A 21,039-nucleotide genomic window follows, 5' to 3' on the forward strand; every position below is an offset into this window, starting at 1 on the left:
TCAGTATGTTCAGTCCAGCTTAGCATGCAAAAAACGGCATTGTGTGGCCGCAATCACCTGAAAACGCGCCAATTTGCGCCCGCGCCGCCGATTCGATGTCCGAAAGTGCGGACCGAAGACCCGCACGCCAGGTCACCTCGGATAGCCCGCAGCCGCTCCGAAAATCCGCGCGCGGCGAAAGCGGAAAAAACGACTTGCTCCTCTTGGGGTCAAAGCGCAAATAATGCAGGGCGACCAGTCCCCATACATCAGGCGAAAGCGTAATTTTTTCGGGTGAGAAGCGTTGATCGGAAACGATCCTGCTTTCTGGCGGAATACAGCTATTTTTCATTTTGAGCCGCAGCGCTTCCGGGTAAGATCTACCCCGTTCGCAGTAACCGTCCGAAAAAATTACGCGGTCGGCTTGATCCCCGGACAAACGTTTGCGCGAGTGCGCCGTACTCACATTCGGCCGCGCGCGGCGACGTCGGTTGATTTCCTCTGTTGATTGAACCGTTGGCGCACGCGTCGTGCCCGAGCGTTCCCTGCTCGTGCGCACGTTCATTCCGGCGGCTTTAACTGGTTGGATAAAACAACCAGCATAGCGCATTAAAAGCACTCAGATTTCCTGGACGATCAGTAGTGCCAATAAAAATAACGTTTCGAGTTTCGCAATAAGCAATTAACCAACATAAGAACACATTTTTATCTTTATTCGGGGACTTTCTCGATAGTGGAATAACTCATAATGTTGAAACGACGGCAGTTTATTGGTGCGCTGGGCGCATTCGGCGGAAGCGTGATTTTGAGCGCCTGCGGTGGTGGCGGCGCTGAAGATGCGGGTGCAACTACTTCGACTTCTGGCGCCAGCGCGCAAAAGACGAGCGCGACCGCAAAGAGCGCTTCTCCGAACGGCGCGGCTATGCCGCCGGCCACGTCGCTGATCGACGGCACGGGCGCGACCTGGACGCTTTCCGGCGGCGTCGCCTATCGCAATGGCGCAAAGGCCGGGAACAACTACAACGTGGTTCTCGCCATGTGCTTCAACGGCAACATCTACGTTGAAAACACGAGCGCGCAGTACTATCAGTGGACCGGCTCGACGTGGCAGGCTTCGAGCGACCCGCGCCTCGGCACGACTTCGCCGGACGGCACCACGATGCCGTCCGCATCCAGCATCATCGACAAGACCGGCGCGGTGTGGACGCTCACCAATGGCGTCATCTCGAGAAACGGCGCCGTGGTGGGCAACAACTACGCCGTGTCGCTCGTGCTGTGGTACGGCGGCAAGATCTATTGCCGCAATACGAGCGGACAGTTCTACGCCAATGCGGAAGTCGCCTCTCAATGGCTGCCGTGCAACGATCCGCGCACTCCCATCGCGGCGAGCGCGGGCAGCTTCTTCGGCATGAACGGTCACTTCGATTACACGTACACGCCCGCACAGGTCGTGTCGATCCTGAAGGGCCTGGGTTGTACCAGCTACCGCGTCGGCTGCACGGCGGACCCTGCTCAACTGAATGCCGTGGTCAAGCTCGCGCAGGCCTTCCAGTCGGCCGGCATGACGCTGCTCGTTTTGCTCGATCTTGGTCTTCGCGACAGCAGCGGCAGGCTTCTGGCCGGAGAATCCGCCGCATATAACGCCACTTATGGACCCGCCTTCACGATCGCCAATACGCTGAAGCAATACGGCGTGACGTTCTATGAATGCGGCAACGAATTGACCCGCGACAGGGCCATCATCATCGATTCGACGAATGCAGGGACCAAGGCGCTCGACTTCAACAATGCGAACTGGCCGGTGATGCGTGGCGCGATGCGCGGCATGATCGACGGCGTGAAGGCCGCACAGCCCGGCGCTAAATGCGGCGTGAACTTCTGCGTCGCGGATGTCGGTGCGTCGGATGCGCTGTGGGACGGCATGCAACCGGACGGCAGCGGCGGCTATCCGAAGGTGCGTTGGGACATCACGACGTGGCACAACTACGAAGTCTACGGCGACATCTTCAACATCGGAACCGATGGCGCCGGTCCCGGCTTCAATTTGCCTGCCTACTGCAAAGCCAGATACGGTGTGCCGTTCTTCATCACCGAGTGGAATACGGGCCCCGAACAGGCGCAGTCGTATCGCGCGAGTTACATCACTTCGCAACTGGGTTCGTTCTACGCGGCGCGCAAGACGCACAACATTCAGGCCGTCATGTACTACGTGCTCGATAGCGGCAACAACACGTTCGGCATTATGACGAATGGGACCGCGTTGAATCCGCCGTATGGTGCGTTCACCGCTTTCACGTCGAGCCACGTGGATAGCTGATACGGCGAAATCGTCGCATCCATACTGCAAAGCTGGCCTTCCCGCTGCACTCCGGCGGGAGGCTATTTTTTTGCTTGAAACTGAGCGCAGATCAGCGTCGGCACACGCGGCCCATGCATACCGGCACGCGACGCAGGTATGCTTACTGCTCCATTGCGGCAGTAGACCGCAATGCGTCACAGCCTGTCGCTAGAGAACACGGAGAAACGCCATGCGCCTTGATGATGAAGTGGAAAGCCAGAACGTCGAAGACCGGCGAGGCGGCGGTATGCGGGTAGGCGGCGGCATCGGCATCGGGACGATCGTCATCGCGCTGGCCGCGTCGTATTTCTTCGGCATTAATCCGCTGACGATCATCAACGGCGCGCAGGTGCTGCAAGGCAATGCGCCGCAGGCCAATGCACCGACCAACGCGCGCCCCGCCGACGATGCCGGCAGCCACTTCGTGCGCCGCGTGCTCGGCAACACAGAACGTACATGGCAGCACATTTTCCGCACGCAGTTCAATCAGGATTATCCGGCGCCCAAGCTCGTGCTGTTCAGCGACGCCACACCGACGGCGTGCGGCACGGGCCAGTCGGCGATGGGTCCGTTCTACTGTCCGCCCGACAGCACCGTCTACATCGACCTGTCGTTCTATCGCGAGTTGCGCGACCGCTTCGGCGCAAGCGGCGACTTCGCACAAGCCTATGTGATCGCGCATGAAGTCGGGCATCACATCCAGAAGGTGCTCGGCATCTCCGACAAGTACGAGGCCGCGCGTGCACGCATGTCGCAAGCGCGGGGCAATGCGCTGTCCGTGCGCCTCGAATTGCAGGCCGATTGTTTTGCGGGCGTATGGGCCGCGGTCGCACAGCAGATGAACGCGAAGCTGATGGAGCCGGGCGACTTCGAGCAAGGGCTGAATGCTGCCGGCGCGATCGGCGACGACCGGTTGCAGCGGCAATCGCAAGGACGCGTGGTGCCCGAAGCATTCACGCACGGCACGAGCGAGCAGCGGCAACGGTGGCTCAGGCGCGGCATGACGAGCGGCGACATTCGCCAATGCGATACCTTCTCGGCGCAATCGCTATGAGTTTGAGCACCGGCTAACCAGGAAATACCCGTCGGTGCTATCCCTACAAACAAAAAACTAACATTACATTTCACTTTCGACTATAAAGGCAAGGCACGCGGTGAACAGCCTTGTCTCACTGCCTGCCCTCAGCCCGCCGGCCTTGCCGGCGGGCTTTTTTTGACTCTTTCGAATGAGTCGGCAGCATTCCTTCGTTTTCCTTTCTTATCACAAAAGACGTCGTCAGAACGTCGGGTTTCTTTCGCTTGACTTACTTGATATATCACATACTGTATCGATTCGACCACCGACTTCAAGACGCGTTAAAGACGTCCAACGGTTGTCCGCGGAGCGTGGCGCCCGCAATCACAAGACAAGGCATGTCAAAGGAGACAGCGATGGAAACGGATCACCAGAAGGGAGCGTCGTGGGTAGCGTCACCGTGGGTGCAACTCGTGTTCGGCGTCATCTGCATGGCGATGATTGCCAACATGCAGTACGGCTGGACTTTGTTCGTCAATCCGATCAACGAAAAATACCAATGGGGCCGTGCCGCGATCCAGGTCGCGTTCACGATCTTCGTCGTGACCGAAACATGGCTCGTGCCGGTTGAAGGCTATCTCGTCGACAAATACGGGCCGCGTCCGGTGGTGGTCGGAGGCGGCCTGCTGTGCGCGATCGCGTGGGCGCTCAACTCGGTCGCCGGATCGCTGCCCGTGCTTTACATTGCCGCGGCGATCGGCGGCGTGGGCGCGGGCGCGGTCTACGGCACTTGCGTCGGCAACGCGCTGAAGTGGTTTCCAAACCGCCGCGGCCTCGCTGCGGGGATCACCGCAGCGGGCTTCGGCGCGGGATCGGCGGCGACCGTCATTCCGATTTCGAACATGATCAAAAGCAGCGGCTATGAAGCGACTTTCCTGTGGTTCGGTCTCGGCCAGGGAATCATTGTAGTCGCGCTCGGGCTTGCGCTGCTCGCGCCGCCGGCCAGTCTGCTCGCGTCGGCGAAGAGCGCCCTCAAGCGCGTCGTCTATAACGCGACGCCGCGCGAAGTGGTGAGCTCGCCAATATTCTGGGTGATGTACCTGATGTTCGTGATGATGGCCGCAGGCGGTCTGATGGCGACCGCGCAACTCGGGCCGATTGCAAAAGACTTCGGCCTGCACGATTCGCCCGTTTCGTTGCTCGGCCTGACCCTGCCGGCGCTGACGTTTGCATTGACGATCGACCGCGTATTGAACGGTCTGACGCGGCCGTTCTTCGGCTGGATCTCGGATCGCATCGGCCGCGAAAACACGATGTTTCTTGCGTTCGCGATCGAAGCGGTCGGCATTCTCGCGCTGTCGAAATACGGGCAGAGTCCGGTCGCGTTCGTCGTGCTGACCGGCATCGTGTTCTTTGCATGGGGCGAAATTTACAGCCTGTTCCCCGCGACCTGCGGCGATACGTACGGCCCGAAATTCGCCGCCACCAACGCAGGGCTGTTGTACACCGCGAAGGGCACGGCCGCATTGCTGGTGCCGTTCACGAGCGTGATCACCGCGGCAACCGGCAACTGGCATGCGGTCTTCATGCTTGCATCGGGCATGGCGGCCGCAGCCGCGCTGCTCGCGCTATTCGTGCTCAAGCCGATGCGCCGCGCGCATGCCGCGCGGCACGCGAGCCCTGCGACGGAAAGCGTTTATAGCGGCGGCTCATTGATCAGCGAATCGGCGCGTGTGTCTGCCGATGGCGGTTGACGGAAGTTGTATCGAACGCACGGGCGGCATCGCGCGCGTCGGTAACGGCGCGCGCCGCCGCTCTTGGCCCAAGTTTCTGGCCCAAGCTTCTGGCCCAATAAAGTCGACGGAAGCTGGCTCTTCAGGATTGACCCGTTTCGGCGCACACTGCGTGCACGAACTCAACGGAGCAATCATGTACGTCCCAGCCCATTTCAACGAAGCACGCAAAGACGTGCTGCACACGCTCATCGCGCAGAATCCGTTCGGCACGCTGATTACTCACGGCGCGAACGGCCTCGACGCGAATCACATTCCGTTCGAGTTGGCATCCAACGAAGGTGAGTTCGGCGTGCTGCACGCTCACGTGGCGCGCAATAACCCGCTTTGGCAGGACGTGGCCAATGGCGACGAAACGCTGGTCGTGTTCCGCGCCGGCGACGCGTATGTTTCGCCGACCTGGTATCCGAGCAAGCACGAAGCGCACAGACAGGTGCCGACATGGAACTACGTCGTCGTGCACGCGCATGGGCGCATCACGATTCGCGACGATGAAAAGTACGTGCGCGGCGTCGTGGCGCGCCTCACGCGTACGCATGAAGCAGGCGAAACGCAGCCGTGGAAGATGGGTGACGCGCCGGCCGAATACATCGACGCAATGCTCAAAGCGATTGTCGGCGTGGAGATCAAGATCACGCGGCTCATCGGCAAGAGCAAGCTCAGCCAGAACAAGGACGCGCGCGATATTCAGGGCGCCGGAGAAACATTGAAGGCACGCGAGAACCGGATCGGCGATCAGATGCTCGCGTGCCTTGCAGAGAAGCCATAACGCTGCCTGCGTGGCGGCACCCTCCGGACACTTGCTTGATTCCGGAGGGGCGTCGGCAGGTTATTACACGAGCGCTTATTGCCCCGTGTAGCCGAGCGGAACCGTCGAGTTGTTCTTCGCCACGGTCGCGTTGCTGGACACAATGTACTGCGGCACTTCGGTAAGGGTCAGCGTCACTGAACCGTTGCTATACGGAACCGTGCTGACGTTCCCGTATCCATCGATCTTCGTCACGTTGCCCGACGTGCCGGCATTGTCGACCTGCAGCGTATAGCTCGTCGAATACGTCTGGCTGTACACGCCGCCGCTCGTCGGCCATTGCGCATTGCTGTGCGCCCACGCGGCCGTCACCACCTTGCCGTTGCCCAGCTGCTGGAACGCGTACGCGAACGTACCTGACGGCGCGCCCTTCACACGGCCCAGCGTATTGGTGCCGTCGAGAACGCGCGTCATCGTCGCAAACGCCATTGCCTCGGGTTTCGGCGAGAGGTTCGTCGCGCCGAATGCACCCTGCGCGTTGTTCAGATCGAAGAAAGAGCCGTATCCGACTTCGCCCGGATAGTCGGGACCGTAAAAGAGCGTGGTCACTTGCGCGCCGCCGCCGAGCACGATGATGTGCGAGCGCACGCCGACTGCCGCATGAGCAAACAACTGGTTTTGCGACGGCACGTTCGGGCCATAACTGAGGCCCGGATCGTAGCTCGTGCCCGCTTCCGTGAAGAAGAGCTTCATGTTGGGCTTGCCCGCCTGCATCACCGAACGCAGTTGCGCCATCTGATTGTCGAGCGCATTGGCCTGGTTCGCGGCATCCGGATCGGCGTCCTGCAACTCGGGCGGATGTGCCGGATACGTGCCCGCATTCCAGTAGCCGTGCGTCGACACCGCGTCGATGTAATTCCACAAGCCGAGCGCGCCGAACTTCTTCAGATAGCCGGTCGTGCAGGTATCGCAATTGGCGGCGAACGGGTTGCCCGTGCCCATCACGACCGCGTTCGGATCGGTCGAGTGGATGCCTTCGTAAGCGGCCTTGTACATAGCGACGAAGTTCGCGTCGCTGTCGGCCCAGCCGAGGCTCGGCTCCCACGTCACCTGGTAGTAGTTCTTCTGCTGATTCGGATAGTTTGCAGACCGGATCGAACTCGTGTTGGTCCCGACGCGCGCCATGAAGTCCTTGAACTCGGTCATGTTCGACGGCGCGTAATAGCTGTCGTTGAACTGGCCGGTCTTCGAATCCCATGCGGGCAGGCCGTCGAGACGCACGATACGCATCTGATCGGGATTGGCCTTATAGAAAGGATCGAGATCGTTCACGCTCGGCGTGTACGTGTACGGCCCGTTGGGTTCCATCGTCGATACCTGGCGGTCGTCGATCGTCCACGAAATGCCGAGCGCACGCAGCGCCGCGATGTTGCCGTTGAAGCCCTGCATGCCGAAGCGATGCTGGTCCTGATGCGCGTAGGCCACCGTGCCGATCGCCGAACTCAGGTCAGGCAGCACGCCGAAGGTTGCAATGCCAGTTGGCCGGGTGCCGCTTTTCGGCAGGGTGCCGCCCGCGGAGCGCAACGTTGCAGTCAGCGCGCCGTAGCCGGCCCACGTCGACTTGCACGACAGGGTGTTGGTCTGCACGCCTGAGCTAACCGGGAAGCTGCCCTGCGTCTTGATCGCGCCATTCGAATCCGCGACGGACCAGACGACCGTGTCGGCGCCCGGCGCGTTCGTCGTGATGGCGATCTTGAACGCGGCGTTGTTCGGGAAGACGCGCAGACCATCGCTGGTCGGCGTATCGGCGCTGATGATGCCGTTGGCGGTGCCGCCCGCGGTTTGGGCCGGCGTGCCGCAGGAGATCGCTGCGCTCGTTGCGACGGATTGCGTCGGTGTGGGGGTGGGGGTTGGGGTGGGGGTTGGTGTTGGCGCAGGTGCAGGTGCCGGAGCGGGCGCAGGCGTAGGTGCGGGTGCGGGCGTAGGTGCAGGCGCGGGTGTAGGTGCAGGCGCCGGTGCTGGCGCGGGTGCGGGTGCCGGTGCAGGCGCAGCGGCCGCCCGCATCCAGCAAGCCTTGTCATAGCCATACGCCGGATCAGTTGGCGAAACGGCGCCCATATAGCAACCCACGCCATTGCTGAACGTGCGGGGACTCGTCAGCATCGTCGACGGCGCATTGGGCGGCACCGCACCGAATACGACCGAAGCCGTGCCGAGGAACGAGCACTTGCCGTTCTCCTGCGCGCACAGCTTGTATTGCTGACCCGCGACGGTAACCGTGCTGGCTTGCGCTTGTGCGTTTTGCACACCAAAGGATGCCAGCGCCGTTGTCGCCGCGATCCCAATCAACCTCGAATATCTAACCATTGTCCCTGTCTTGCGAAGAAGAGTTATCCCCGAAAATGGAACGGCATCGGACTGGCCGTGCCGTCTTTGTCTTGTCGGATAAAAAGAAAAAGCGTCCCCCCGGACGCAATGCGGTCCGTCTGAACGTGTCAAACGCGGGACGAGCGAAGACCAGCGCGGCTATGTCTTACGCGCTCATTTAGAAAACAGGACCACCAGAACCGTTTGTCTTTCGTTGTGCTTCCAACCATTAGGATGGCTAACTGACAATGAAAGCCAGTTGTTTTCCCGTCATCGATCAATGCTGTTGGTTGGACACACCGTCTGTCACGCGCGACACACCCGGCGACAGACGTCAAGCGAGCGGTAAGAAGAACGCAGGCATGCTGGCCGGCGTCGTTGTTACCAGTACTGCGCGGCACCGCAAGGGCACCGGGATGGAAATCTTGCTGAGACTCACCGCGATCCGCGCGCCACAGGTAGTACTTACGGGTGCGCTGGCGGAAGAATTATAAACGTTTCAAAACTGCAACGAAGTGCGCTCACGGGCCGATAAGTAGCGATCCTGCCCCTGCTCCCGATGCTGAGGCCGGACTTTCGCAAATGCGCGGCTCTGCGAAAAGCCTGCCTCGCGATCGCGGCGAAAAGGTAAAACCTGTAATCGTCGGCGGATAGGCGAATTGGGGACGGCGATAGCGCGCCGCGCACGCCGCTTTCCGCCACTACTTCGCCGGTACATCGGCAATACTTCGCCACTGAGTGCCCGCGCGAACGCCGCGTGCCACGCATCGTTCTACTTGCACTATGCTTTTATGAAGGGCGTCAAACACATGCGAACCCCACGGCGCATGTCCTGATTGGACTGCACCATGGCGTTTTCGCGCGTTATGCAACGCACTGACCTCGCGCACCACAGTGGTACGCTGAGGAAAGCAGCCTTCGCGGCAGTGAACCGCCGTTTGTGCGGCGAGATCCACGCAACCAGAACGCACCGCGAAGCGCAATTGCCGGCGAACGGCTCAACATCGCTGCGGGAGCGACTGCGATGGGATACAAAACCTATACCTTGATGACCTTGATGGCGGTTAGCAACGCGGCCTTCGCGTGGCAGCCGGTCATCTATCCGATTCGAAGTCAAAGCGCGTATCAACGCAGCGTCGACAGCGCGATGTGTTACGCGACTGCAAACAAGCAAACCAAAGTCAACATGGCGCACGAAGCCCAGACGCCGCCGCCGAAGCCGGCTGGGACCAAAACATCGTCGACGGGCGCGCCATCGCGTCCGCCGTTGCCTCCCAGTACTTTTTCCGCGACGCCACCCGGCACCGCGATTCCCGACGGCATGGAGCCAGCAGCACCCACTGCGGCTTCCGCTGCGAAGCCCGGTACGGCAACGGCCGCCGCCGCAAGCAATGCGGCTTCCGCGACACCCGCGGCTCCGGCGAGCGAAGCGCCCAGCGCGACCGCGACGGCGACCGCGAATGCCGGGCACGCAGCATCAGCGACTGCGCCGGCGTCGGCATCGGCGGCAATCGCGGACAAAGGCGCCTCCGAGCCCGCTACCACGGCAAGCGCGCCGGGCGCCTCGCAACCCGGCATGGCCGCCTTGCCGCCTCTGCCCGCGCCCGAGCCGCCCATGACGCGCTACTGGGCCGCCTACGGCGCGTGCATGCAGGCGCGCGGTTACGTCGTCGCCCAGTAAGCGTCCGCTGCAAGCATGACTGGCGGTGGCCGCGCACCGGCTGCCGCAAGCGAATCCGACGCCCGCAACCTCGCCATCGATAACGACATGAATACAGACCAGATCAATACTTCGGGATGCGAACAATGTGGAGCACCGCTCGCCAACCGCATGATGCCTTGCGCGTCATGCCGTGCGCGCAGCACTCCTTCGTACGGTGCGATGGTGCCGACTCTGACCGTGCGGCTCAACGAAACTCGCCCGCTGCCGCCAAGGCGGCTTCCGGCTCGCAGAGTGTGGAGTCCGTCGCGTGCGCTGGCGAATCCGTATGCGACGATCGAAGAAGCGGTCGTGGTCCAGAGCGCTTATCGGCGACTGCGCGAGCCGCTCGTGCTTGCCGCGTCGGCGCTGGTCGTCGCGTCGGCGGTGTATGCGGGCTTCATACACAGTAGCGATGAGGGTGTCGAAGGGGAACCTGTCGCTGTGTCGGGTGCTGTTAAGAGACCGAGTGTCGTGCCGGCTATCGGAGCCGTCGAGCGCCCTACTCCGGTATCTTCAGTGCGTTCGGCTGCCGAAGTCGCTGCGCCGCGTGGAGAGCCGGCGCCCACGCCGTCGGTGGCAGTGGCGGCTGCATCGCCAAGGTCGTTGCCCGTGTCGTCGTCCACGGCATCGCGAGCACCAGCGTCGCCGTCCGCCTCGCCCTCACTCGCCGCGCGTCGCGCCGCGTCTGCGGCTCCAGTCGTGTCAACTGCCGCAACGCCCGCAGCTACGACCATAGCAATCGCCTCCGCACAACCGAAACCCGTCCCCAGCGCCCCGCCTCCGCTCACCGCGGAAGAAAAAGCACGCGCCGATCTGTCACGGCATCTGCGCGCCGCGCGCGCGAGCCTGCAGAACAACAATCTCTCGGCGACGAAGGTGCGCGTCGCCGCAGCCATGGTGGTGCAGCCTCAAAGCCGTGAAGCGCAGAACCTGCGCGCCGCCATCAACACGCGCGAACAGCAGCGCGACGCACTGCTGAGTCTCGCGCGCGGCTGCGGCTATATCGCGCGTTGGGACTGCGTGTCGCGCAATGCGGGCAGCGCGTTGGAGATCGATTCGAGCAGCAGGGAAGCGCGGCATCTCGTGACACTGGCGATGCAGGAGTCGGCGCTCGCAAGCGTGCAAGCGGTGGAATCCGAGCCGAGCCCTGCGCCCGATACACGCGACATCAACGCTCATCACTGAACGCGCGACGCTGAGCGCCTAACGCGCCGATACCGCCGGGCACACCTGCCGTGCAATCGCGCGGTATCGCTCGGCCGTGTCTCTCAGCGTGAGTCCCACGAGCGATCTTTGCACGCGCTCCTGGCTTAACGCCATGACGATCGCGTCGGCGTAACAACGAATGTCGTCGGTGTCGACGAGTTGCACGCCAGGAAAACTATTCGCGAATGCGAACGCCGGTATCCTGCTCGCGACGATCGGCACGCCCGAAGCCAACGCCTCGAGAAACGCCACGCTATGTCCTTCCGAGCGCGACGGCATCACGAACACGCTCGATTCCGACAGCACCGTCGCGACGTCGCTGCGCGGACCGGCCACGACGACGCGCTCCCCGATGCCCAGCTCCGTTGCAAGCGCAACCACCGCGCGCTGATAGTCAGGGTCCTCGACCACGCCATAGAGCACGAGTCGTGCGTCTTCGATCCGCGTCAGTACTTCGCTAAAAGCCCGCACGGTAAGCAGTTGATTTTTTACCGACGCATATCGGCCGATCTGCACGATTTGCGGCACGCTGCTCACGCGCTCGCCACCGTCGGTGAATGCGAAGCGCGCAAGGTCGACGCCGTTCGGCACGACCGTCATCGACGGATGCACGCCGATTGCCTGGACATAGTCCATCACGCCTTGCTGCGAGACGCCGATCACGACGCGCGCGCGGCCGGACAGCACATGCTCGACGCGCCTGAAGAGCGGCCGCTCGAAGTCATTGGTCGCGGAATGCATCACGTAGACGACCGGCGCGCCGAGCGGCAACGCGCGCGCGTAGAACGACGGAATCGTCGCATGCGCGAAGATGACGTCGGGCCGAAACCGCCGCACCGCGACGAACAGATTCCACAGCTTGCCGAGCGCGTGGTGCCGCTTCGGCGGAAACCAGCACTCCACGCCGTGCGCATGCAATTCATCGGCGAGCGACGCGAAATCGGCATGCGCGGGCAACAACGACGCCATGCACACCGCCATTCCTTCGGAGCACTGATCGATCGCGAGATCTTTCGCGAGCACTTCGGCGCCCGACAAACGCGGCGCCAGTACGAGGTGGAAGACACGCATCATGCCGTCCTTGCCTTCAAGGTTCTGTAGAGCATCCACGCCGCGGCGCAGCCGAGGCCCAGCGTCATCGACCATGCAATGCCGGTCACGCCCCACCAGCGCACCGCGAGCGGCGCGCTGACGAGCAGCACCACCACCTGAATCGCGGACGCATGCACGGTGGCCTTCGCATCGCCGACTGCGCGCAGATACGACACGAGTACCGCGATCAACGCACCGATTGCCATATTGATGACCAGTATCCTGAAGAGCGGCACTGCCGGCAGCCAGGCTGCGCCGAGAATCAACGAGAACATCGGCTCGGCAATGAGCCGCAGCAGTTCGACAAATGCAGCAAGCCCAACGGCGGCCACAAGCAGATAGATCCTGATGAGCCTGGAAGCCGCCTGCGCATTGCGCCGATGATGCGCGGCAAAAGTCGGAAACAGGTACTGCGACATCGCGATCGCCGCATCGGCGAGCAGCATCTGCGCGAGGCGCGACGACATTTGATAGCCGCCGAGTTGCGTCGGCCCGAGCAGTTTGCCGACCACCACCTTGTCGAACTGATTCAGCAGCAGGTTGATGACGCTGCTTGCCCAGATCCATCGGCTGAAACCGACATACTGGCCGATGCCCGACCACACCGCGCGCACCGGCGGGCGCGGCGTCATGGTGGCCCACGTCAGCACGCTCTTCAACGTTTCTCCGGCAACGAGGCCGATCAGCACCGACGCCGCGCCCGCGCCGAGATAAGCGAGCGTGAGCCCGACGGAACAATCGACAAACGCGGCCGCCACCTCGACTCCCGCTATATGCTGAAAGCGCCGCTCGCGCTGCACCACGTAATAAGCCGGCGATGCAAGCCCGCGCAACAGCGGCAGCAACGCAGCGAGTTGAATCAGCACGAGCGATCCGTCGAGATGAAACTGACTCGATAACAACGGCGCCGACGCAACCAGCAGCAACGAAATCAACACGCCGCGCGCCGTCAGCGTCGTCCATACAGCGCTGAGCTGCGGGCGCGTCGGCGCATGCTCGCCCTGAATCACCGCTTGCGCGAGTCCCGTGTCGGACAACGCCTCGGCAATCGCAACCGCAAGCAAGGCCACGCTGACGCTGCCGATTGCCGCCGGTCCGAGCATGCGGCCAATCGCCAGAAACTTGATCGCCACCAGTCCCCGCACCGCGAACTGTTGTAACAACACCCATGTCGCCGCGCTCGCGCCGAAGCTGCTCGCTATCGAGAGCGCGGGAAGCCTGATCGCCCGCAAGCTGGTTCTCCGTCGAATTGCAGCGCTGTAGAGCGGTTAGCAGCGCGTCATGACTCGCTGTGAACACCGCCGCGCCGGATTGGATTGAATTGGTCGCGCCAGCAAGCTGGCAATGGTTCATCTGGAACCGTAAGCATGACCTTACCGCGAGAGATTCGCCGTCAACCGCCATCAACCAGGCCGCTTCAGCCGCGGCCCTTGCGTGGTAGTACGTTTACCCACACAACGCGCGAATCAGGCAGTTTTGCGGTTGCTGGCAGTGCTAACGTTATTCATCTGATTGCATCGCAGAGCCCGCGGCGCGCGTCGTTTCGTCCATGCCGCTTGCACTGATGCAATTCCCCAACCCATGCATGTTGACTCCCGCCTATGCCTACCGACGTGATCGAACCTGACTTTGTCCTGATCGTTGAGCCGAATCTCACCGGTCATCGCTGGCGCTACGCGGAGTGGATCATGCAGGCGTGCGCGGAGGCCGGCTATCCATGCATCCTCGTCACCGAATGCGCGAATGAAGATCATCGGCTCGCGCGGCAGATTACCGCTGCAAATCGCGCCGACCAGCAGATTGCATTCGTCGATCCGGAAGAAAGCCGCACGCACCGTTTGCGGGAACGCAATCAGTACTGGCGCTTTCATCACTACTTCGAACGCGCGTATCGCATTCTCAGCCGCGCGCAATCGATCCGGCTTGTCGTCGTGCCGTATGCCGATTACTTCTTCAATGGCCTGCCCTTTCTCGGCTCACCGTTCGGCAAGACACCGTGGATCGGCATCACGATGCGCTCGACGTTTCATCATCACAAGGTCGGCATCAAGGCGCCCGATCGTCCGCTCGTCAACGCGATCAAGGCGCAACTGTTCAGGCGTGCGGTTCGCACGCCGGGTCTGCGCACGTTGTTGAGCATCGATCCGACCTTGCCCGAATGGGCGGCGCACCACGTATCGAAAGGCAGTGCGAAGGTCGCTTATGTGGCCGACCCGTTCCCCGACGAGCGCGCGGAAGATCCCGCGCTTGCGCGCGAGCGACTCGGCCTCGACCCCGGGCAGCGCTATCTGCTCGTCTATGGCGCGATTACCGAACGCAAGGGCATTTACGAACTCGTCCACGCAATGACGCGCCTCGAACACGCGCCGACGTTGATTGTCGCGGGCGAGCAGGATGCAGGCACACGCCACTTCATGCGCAACCATGTGCGCAGTCTCACGCCCGCGCCGGTCGTGCTCGACTCGTTTATTTCCAACGACATGGAGCGCGATCTGTTTTCCGCATGCGATGCGGTATGGCTCGGCTACAAAGGTCACTACGGCATGAGCGGCGTGCTCGTGCAGGCATACCGCTTTGGCAAGCCGGTGATCGCAACGGAAGACGGTTTGATCGGCTGGTTCAGCAGACGCTGCGAATTGGGACCGATTCTGAGCGACTTGAGTTCGGCGTCGATCGGGAAAGCCATTACCGAAACGTTGACCTCGTGGCCGCACGAACATTCGGCTGCGGCCCCGCGCGACAATCTTCTGTCGCAAAACACGCTCGGCGAATTCAAACACACTTTGCTGCAGCAGATGGCGTGATTCAAAAGCTCTCAGCGTGACCTGACGTGACGTGATGCGCCGGCTTAAAAGCCGGCGCACGTCATGAATAAGCCCGCGCTTTCAGGACAACTGCCCGCCTGCCACCGGCACTTCCTCGCGCACCGAGCTGCTGCGCTTTTCCGGGAACAGCGCATTGCGCATCAGCATGAACGGATACTCGATTGCGCGCGTGGTCACATAGCCGATCCCGATCGCAATGACGAACTGCGCGGAAAGCGCCACGATCCAGATGATGCTCGGCGCGAAGCCAAGCGCAGTCGCCTTGCGAATCAGCATCTCGCCCGGCGCAAGCGCGAGCGAGTGCCACAAGTAAATACCGTACGAATAAAGACCGACCCACGCGACGCCGCGATAAATCCACGTCGTCCGCAGCGACCCCGAGTACTCCAGAACGAAGACGATGAGCGCGGCAAAGCCGAGTGCCTGAATCGTGTAGCCGATGCTTTCGTCGAGCGCGATATGTTTCGTGGCCAACGCGAGCCATGCGCACAGCAGCCCGACGCAGCCGACCAACAGCCACTTGCGCTTCGCGATCTGATGATAGATGCCGGGCTTCATCCAGTAGATGGCCGAGAGAATCACGCCGATCAGTAAACTGTCGATACGGTACTGCGTGTATGCGAATGCGCCTTGCAAATCCCCATCCGCAACTGCAAAACAACGCGCTATGAGCGTTACCGCACAGATGCCCGACAGTACGCCGATAATCGTCCACGCGCCGAGCCGCAAGCGGGAAAAAAGCAATAAAAGCGCCGGCAGCACGAGATAGAAATGTTCTTCCACCGCGAGACTCCAGGTCTGCGTGATCGACGTGCCGAAATAGTTCTGAAGATGCGTGAGGTTCTGGAAAAGAAATGTATTCCACGGATGCCGCCCGGCGAGCATGTGAAATATGATCAGCACGTAATACGCGGGCCAGATGCGGAACATGCGTCGCACAATGAAGCGCCGTGCGTCGACGTGGCCTGTTTCGGCGTATTGCCGCAGCAGCAGTCCGCCCACCAGAAAGCCGCTCAAGGTAAAGAAGAGATTGACGCCCTCTCGCCCAAAGCTCTTTAGCGGGTACTCGATAATCTGGAGCAGAACATTACTGGTGTGAACAGTACGAAAGTGAAAGCCCATTACCGCAATAATGGCGATGCCGCGAACGAAGTCGAGTTCGATCGCCCGTCTGGCTTTCGCGGGTCCCGTCCCGCCAAATAGCTTCATGCTGTTTTCCCCTTTTTCCGTTTTATCGGCCGCATTGTCCTGTTTGCATCATGGGTGGCGGGAAGCAGGTATGAGCGCCAAGATCAAGGCATTCAGCGACAACATCGGCCAGCTTGCGTGCGTCTTGCAGGCATAGCCCTTTCCACTGTCGCCAGAATCCAGGCAGCCGGAGACGAACCGCATTGGCGACGCGCACAAGCATAAGGTTGCGCGCACAATGACCCGACGCGAGACCGTCCGCTTAGACGACGGCAAATGACGGCGACGGGGAGGAAACAAGAATGCGCCATCAGTATGCAACGCCATGGATATGGATTTTTCTTTTACCGCTTGCACTGGACTATAAGGCCACCAACGCAAGCACCGGGCACTTCGCCCAGTTCATCTTTGTCATTCCAGCAATGGCGGCAGGGCTCGCCCTTCTGCTGATCGCACCGCGCTTTCACGAGCGCTCTCCGCTACGCTCGGTCGTCACCGCAAGCATGCTGTTGTGCGTGTTCGGCAGCGTCGTCGCGCAACTGATTCAGGACAACGACAGCGGCAATTATTTGCGCGTGCTATTGCCGTTCATCCTGTTTCTGCTCGGCTACCTGGTCGCGTGCCGGCCGTGGAGCGAGCATCGAATCGCTCAATTCGAAAAAGCACTGTTCCTCGGCAATGTGATTAGCCTTGTATTCACGTTTGTCTACGGCATTGCAACGGGCGGCGGTCTCGAGGAGGTGCGCTTTCGCATCATCTCCGTGACGCTGCTCGGACTGCAAGGCGTGCTGCTGCATGAGTTCGTTGTCGCCAAACGCTATTCGCTATACACGGTGGCCGTATTCGCGGGCACGGTGATCGTCGAATTGCTGAGCGTCACGCGCAGCCTTCTGGTCGGCACCGTGCTGTTGTTCCTGATCGCGATGGCGCTCAGCGCACCGTCGGTGCGGCAAATCTGGCGCGCCGTCGGTCGCGGTGTCGTGGTCGCCTCGGTGCTGGCGGGCGTGGCGGGCATTGCGGCACTGGCCGTTCCGAATGTCGCGGAACACTGGACGCAGCGCATATTCTTCTCGGAAGCAACTGTCTCCGGCAAGGACCCGACCACCATCACGCGTCTCGCCGAAATGCGCGATCAGTACGACCAGGTGAGTGCGTCGCCGGAAACGCTTCTATTCGGCGCGGGCTACGGGCACTACTACCGCTATTCGCCGGTCTATTTGCCGGACCTTGCGGGCCAGTTCAGCAAGCAGGACTTTTACGCGATCAACGAATGGGCCGCGGGTCACAACTTCTGGGTCTATCAGTTGTTTGCGGGCGGACTCGTATTCGGCATCGCGATGCCGCTTGCCACGCTCGGCGCGCTCGCGGTGTGTTTCTTCGCCTATCGCTACTGGCGCAAGGTCGTACCCAATGCGCCGATGCTGCCGGTATTCGGACGCGCGATCATGCTGTTTGCCGCATTGCCGGCGACGTCGATTGGCGGCAATCCTCTCGGCCCGCGCTTTTCGGGTCTGGTATTCGGCATTGGACTCGGTCTGATGATCGCCACTTATACGCGTTTGCAGCTCGCGCTGCCCGCACGCGCGAATCGCGTGCGTAGCGCCCGGCGTATGCGGCCCGCCGCGATGCCGGACTTGCCGGGCCGCATTCAGCCTGGCATGGGCCGCCCGGATCTCGCCGGCACCCTCGGCATGTCGCACACGGCACAACTGCCGGGTTCCAACCGACCGGACATTGCGCGATGAAAATCCTCCACGTGCTTGCAAGCGTCGATCCGCGCGCGGGCGGTCCCGTTGAAGGCGTTCGCCGCAGCGGCATCGCGATGCAGGAAGCCGGCCATGAAATAGAAGTGGCCACTTGCGATGCGCCGGACGATCCGTATCTCGCGGCTTTCCCATTTCCCGTTCATGCGTTCGGCCCGACTTCGAATCGCTATAGCTATAGCGCGTATCTCGCGCCGTGGCTCGCGAATCACGCGAAGCGCTTTGACGCCGTCATCGTGCACGGCTTGTGGCAATACCACGGTTTCGCGACATGGAAGGCGCTGCACGACAGCGACGTGCCGTATTACGTGTACGCGCACGGGATGCTCGATCCGTGGTTCAAGGAAGCGTATCCGCTCAAGCATCTAAAGAAATGGCTTTACTGGCCGTGGGCGGAGTACCGCGTGCTGCGCGACGCGCGCGCGGTGATCTTCACGACCGAAGAAGAGCGCACGCGCGCACGGCAATCCTTCTGGCTCTATCGTGCGCGCGAGCGCATCGTGCCGTTCGGCACCACGGTGCCCGAGGTGGACGTAGCGTCGGCGCGCGAAGCGTTTTTACAGGCCGTGCCGGGCGCACGCGGCAAACGCATCGTGCTCTTTCTCGGCAGAGTGCACGCGAAGAAAGGCTGTGATCTTCTGATCGATGCATTCGCGCGCGTCGCGCAACGCGACGACGCGCTGCATCTCGTGATTGCCGGGCCCGACGAAACCGGCTGGGCCGCGAGCCTGCGGGCTCAGGCGCAAGCCGCCGGAATCGCGCATCGCCTGAGTCTGCCCGGCATGCTGCAAGGCGATCTCAAGTGGGGCGCTTTTTACGCGAGCGACGTGTTCGCCTTGCCGTCGCATCAGGAGAACTTCGGCGTCGCGGTGGCCGAGGCACTCGGTTGCGGACTGCCCGCGCTGATCTCCGACAAGGTCAACGTATGGCGCGAAATCGAAGAAGACGGCGCGGGACTGATAGCAACCGACACAGTCGACGGAACCGAGAAGAGCCTGATTCGCTGGCTCGAGCTCGACGACGCCGCACGCGCAGCCATGCGTGTGCAAGCCGCGCGCACTTTCCATGCGCGTTTCCGCATCGACACCATGGTGAGTGCGTTGACGAGTTTGCTGGAAACGAGAGGCGGCCGCGACAGCGAAGCGAACCGCAACAAGCTCGCCGGGTTGCGCGAGGCGAGCCAGCCGAGCCGCTGAATTGCACGAAAAAAACGGCGCTCGTTCGAGCGCCGTTTGCGTTAGCGGCGGCAGCGCGTTGGCCGCGCCGCCTTCTCTTCTACTTCATTGTTCCTTCATCAACGACGTCAACGTCGACGCTGCGATAGGCAACGTCTCGACCGGAGACTGCGCCGGCGCGATTACGTTATTCTCCGCTTCCGCATGCGTTGCGCCGACGACGTGCGGCACATCGAGCTGACGCGCCAGATGTCCGGCGAGCCTGAGCGACAACGCGGCAATCGTAATGGTCGGGAAGTTTGCGCCGACAGTCGGAAACACCGAACTGCCGCCGATATACAGATTGCTGATGCCATGCACCTTGCAATCGCGATCGACCACGCCTTCGCGCGGCGAATCGTGCATGCGTGTCGTGCCCATGTGATGCCATGTGCCTTCCAGCTTATCGGGCCACGCCCGGCCTTCGAGCGGCGCGTCGAGCTCGACATCGGCGAAGCGGGCCATCTGCAACTCTCTTGCGAATCCGGCGAATGTTTTATCGAACGTGCGCTTCACCTGGTCGCCGAGACGCCACTCCACCTTCACGCGCGGCATGCCAAAACGATCGCGCTTATCCGCGCACAACGTCACGCGGCTATCCGGATTCGGCACTGCCTCGACGATGGCCTGCAGCGTGACGTCGGTGATGAGTGCGGGCCATTGCAGCAAGCGCGCGAGGCCGTATCCGACCGTATGCAGCGGATGCGCGACCATCGTCGCGATGTCGGCTGTGAGCCTGCGTCCGGGCTGGTCCTTGAGCATCAGCGCTTCCTTGCAGCGAATCAGCGCCTCCGAGCCCGCACTCGCCTCGCCGTACCAGCGCGAATAGAGCCACACGCGGGAATTGAGCAGTTGTTCGCGCTCCATCATTTCGCGCTTCGGCGCGAACTGCGAGGAGATCTTCGTGCCATGCGCCGAGACCGCGGCATTCTGGTAGTGATACTTGATGTCGTAGAGCTTGTTACGCGGGACGCCCTGGCGGAAGCGAACCTTTCCACACATCATTCGCGGATGGTCCATGAAATAGCGTCCCACGAGATCGTTAGTGTTCCCAAGTCCTGCTGCATGTACATTGTTCGAAGCGAGCAGCAGTCGCGCGTTCTCGATCCCGCCCGCAGCGAGTACGAAGATGCGCGCCTTCACGGTCATCCGACGGCCGCTGAGCGTGCCGACCTGCACGCGCGTAATCGTGGTGCCTTGCGCATCGGCGTCGATATTGAGGACGTTCGCGTGCAGAAAGACGCGCACCCGCGTGGAGCGCCCCAATTCCTCGCGATACACCTTGCCGAAGCGCACCGGCGGGCTGAACTGCGCAACGGTGTCGCGCATGTCGCCGGTGCCAAGCGGTAGACGGCGCACGTCGGAGCGGCCAATCTCACGCTCCCAGTATGCGGGGTCGAAGTTCTGCGGACCGAGCTTCAGCAATTCATGCGTGCGCGCGTAGTACGGCGCGAGTTCTTCGAGTCCGAATGGCCAGCCGCTATGCGGAATCCAGTCGCGCTTCTCGAAGTCCCACGGATCGAGCGGACGGCACCAGCCGCCCCAGCAGTTGCTGCTGCCGCCGAAATAGCGGCTGCGCGAGCCGTCCGCGAATCGATACGGCAGTCCGGCGTTTTCGCCGCGGTACAGGTCGCGCGTTTCTTCGTCAGGCGCAAACCCGCCGCTTTCCAGCAGGCAGGTATCCACCCCGGCGGCCGACATTTCGCGTGCGAGCGTGATGCCCGCGACGCCTCCCCCGATAATGCAGACCGTCGTTTCGATGACCGTATTTTGTTCGACATTGCGAGTATCGATGAACATCCGCAGCTC

At 61.9% G+C, this 21,039-nt stretch carries 15 protein-coding genes; 9 read left to right on the forward strand and 6 right to left on the reverse strand.

From position 1 onward, the window contains the following. Positions 1–19 precede the first annotated feature (19 nt). Positions 20–598 (reverse strand): hypothetical protein, encoded by a 579-nt coding sequence (locus BGRAMDRAFT_RS34415; protein ID WP_153067607.1) that lies wholly within the window; start codon positions 596–598, stop codon positions 20–22. 129 nt (positions 599–727) lie between these two features. Here BGRAMDRAFT_RS34415 and BGRAMDRAFT_RS05980 point away from each other — a divergent pair, with 129 nt between their 5' ends. From BGRAMDRAFT_RS05980 to BGRAMDRAFT_RS05995, 4 genes are all read left to right on the forward strand, one after another. Further along, positions 728–2,296: a hypothetical protein gene (locus BGRAMDRAFT_RS05980; RefSeq protein ID WP_006047784.1), complete on the forward strand. Its 1,569-nt coding sequence runs from the start codon at positions 728–730 to the stop codon at positions 2,294–2,296. 211 nt (positions 2,297–2,507) lie between these two features. Further along, the gene (ypfJ, locus tag BGRAMDRAFT_RS05985) at positions 2,508–3,371 is read left to right on the forward strand and encodes a KPN_02809 family neutral zinc metallopeptidase (protein WP_006047785.1); all 864 of its coding nucleotides are present in this window, start codon (positions 2,508–2,510) and stop codon (positions 3,369–3,371) included. Between the two features lie 377 nt (positions 3,372–3,748). Beyond that, a complete protein-coding gene (gene oxlT / locus BGRAMDRAFT_RS05990) occupies positions 3,749–5,086 on the forward strand; it encodes an oxalate/formate MFS antiporter (RefSeq protein WP_006047786.1) in 1,338 nt (445 codons plus the stop codon). Positions 5,087–5,261: 175 nt separating this feature from the next. Next, positions 5,262–5,894 carry an FMN-binding negative transcriptional regulator gene (locus tag BGRAMDRAFT_RS05995; protein ID WP_006047787.1) on the forward strand — a complete coding sequence of 211 codons (633 nt, stop codon included), beginning with the start codon at positions 5,262–5,264 and terminating at the stop codon, positions 5,892–5,894. Positions 5,895–5,969: 75 nt separating this feature from the next. Here the strand turns inward: BGRAMDRAFT_RS05995 and BGRAMDRAFT_RS06000 are convergent, their stop codons facing one another. Continuing rightward, positions 5,970–8,240 (reverse strand): glycoside hydrolase family protein, encoded by a 2,271-nt coding sequence (locus BGRAMDRAFT_RS06000; RefSeq protein ID WP_006047788.1) that lies wholly within the window; start codon positions 8,238–8,240, stop codon positions 5,970–5,972. A 1,024-nt stretch (positions 8,241–9,264) separates the two neighbouring features. Between BGRAMDRAFT_RS06000 and BGRAMDRAFT_RS06005 the strand changes: the two genes are divergently transcribed. Both BGRAMDRAFT_RS06005 and BGRAMDRAFT_RS35270 read left to right on the forward strand, forming a co-directional pair. Beyond that, positions 9,265–9,921, forward strand: a complete 657-nt coding sequence (locus BGRAMDRAFT_RS06005) for a hypothetical protein (RefSeq protein ID WP_006047789.1) — start codon at positions 9,265–9,267, stop codon at positions 9,919–9,921. Positions 9,922–10,641: 720 nt separating this feature from the next. Further along, complete coding sequence (locus tag BGRAMDRAFT_RS35270; RefSeq protein ID WP_232292233.1) at positions 10,642–11,127, forward strand: hypothetical protein; 486 nt, start codon at positions 10,642–10,644, stop codon at positions 11,125–11,127. A gap of 18 nt (positions 11,128–11,145) precedes the next feature. Here the strand turns inward: BGRAMDRAFT_RS35270 and BGRAMDRAFT_RS06015 are convergent, their stop codons facing one another. Both BGRAMDRAFT_RS06015 and BGRAMDRAFT_RS06020 read right to left on the reverse strand, forming a co-directional pair. Further along, positions 11,146–12,219: a glycosyltransferase family 4 protein gene (locus BGRAMDRAFT_RS06015; RefSeq protein ID WP_006047792.1), complete on the reverse strand. Its 1,074-nt coding sequence runs from the start codon at positions 12,217–12,219 to the stop codon at positions 11,146–11,148. Beyond that, a complete protein-coding gene (locus BGRAMDRAFT_RS06020) occupies positions 12,219–13,472 on the reverse strand; it encodes an oligosaccharide flippase family protein (protein ID WP_006047793.1) in 1,254 nt (417 codons plus the stop codon). The genes BGRAMDRAFT_RS06015 and BGRAMDRAFT_RS06020 overlap by 1 nt, the downstream gene beginning before the upstream one ends. Before the next feature lie 369 nt (positions 13,473–13,841). Here BGRAMDRAFT_RS06020 and BGRAMDRAFT_RS06025 point away from each other — a divergent pair, with 369 nt between their 5' ends. Further along, positions 13,842–15,044, forward strand: a complete 1,203-nt coding sequence (locus BGRAMDRAFT_RS06025; RefSeq protein ID WP_006047794.1) for a glycosyltransferase — start codon at positions 13,842–13,844, stop codon at positions 15,042–15,044. Between the two features lie 81 nt (positions 15,045–15,125). Here BGRAMDRAFT_RS06025 and BGRAMDRAFT_RS06030 read toward each other — a convergent pair whose 3' ends face one another. Continuing rightward, positions 15,126–16,274: an acyltransferase family protein gene (locus BGRAMDRAFT_RS06030; RefSeq protein ID WP_006047795.1), complete on the reverse strand. Its 1,149-nt coding sequence runs from the start codon at positions 16,272–16,274 to the stop codon at positions 15,126–15,128. Between the two features lie 281 nt (positions 16,275–16,555). Here BGRAMDRAFT_RS06030 and BGRAMDRAFT_RS06035 point away from each other — a divergent pair, with 281 nt between their 5' ends. After that, positions 16,556–17,998, forward strand: coding sequence for a hypothetical protein (locus BGRAMDRAFT_RS06035; protein WP_006047796.1), 1,443 nt, complete (start codon positions 16,556–16,558; stop codon positions 17,996–17,998). Beyond that, positions 17,995–19,212: a glycosyltransferase gene (locus BGRAMDRAFT_RS06040; protein ID WP_006047797.1), complete on the forward strand. Its 1,218-nt coding sequence runs from the start codon at positions 17,995–17,997 to the stop codon at positions 19,210–19,212. Before BGRAMDRAFT_RS06035 ends, BGRAMDRAFT_RS06040 begins: the two co-directional genes overlap by 4 nt. A gap of 84 nt (positions 19,213–19,296) precedes the next feature. On the opposite strand, the gene BGRAMDRAFT_RS06045 is transcribed toward BGRAMDRAFT_RS06040, so the two are convergent. Beyond that, a complete protein-coding gene (locus BGRAMDRAFT_RS06045) occupies positions 19,297–21,030 on the reverse strand; it encodes an FAD-dependent oxidoreductase (RefSeq protein ID WP_006047798.1) in 1,734 nt (577 codons plus the stop codon). Between the last annotated feature and the right edge of the window lie 9 nt (positions 21,031–21,039).

The organism is Paraburkholderia graminis C4D1M (genome assembly GCF_000172415.1).
Lineage (GTDB): Bacteria > Pseudomonadota > Gammaproteobacteria > Burkholderiales > Burkholderiaceae > Paraburkholderia > Paraburkholderia graminis.